The following is a 238-nucleotide window of genomic DNA, read 5'->3' as shown; positions in this document are numbered from 1 at the left end:
GACTTCAACTCCTGGATCCTGGGCCGTACCCCGGCCAACAGGTGGGGAACCACGGCAGACCTCGCCGGACCCACCGTATGGCTCGCATCGCAGGCATCGAACTTCGTGAACGGCCAAACGATCTTCGTCGACGGCGGAATGACGGTGGTGGTCTGATGAGCCTCAATCTCCCTGCATCCGGTCCTGCCGTTGTAGCCCACGGCAAAGGTGATCTTCGGATCGAGGACATCCCCCTGGC

General features: G+C 62.2%; 1 protein-coding gene. It reads left to right on the top strand.

The window, feature by feature from the left end:
* On the top strand, positions 1-156 hold a 156-nt coding region (locus ACPYOM_RS23790), incomplete at its 5' end, for an SDR family oxidoreductase (protein ID WP_481347874.1).
* Positions 157-238: the final 82 nt, after the last annotated feature.

It is taken from the genome of Monashia sp. HAY1-2A (assembly GCF_056755315.1).
This window is presented reverse-complemented; position numbering and strand designations above follow the sequence as displayed.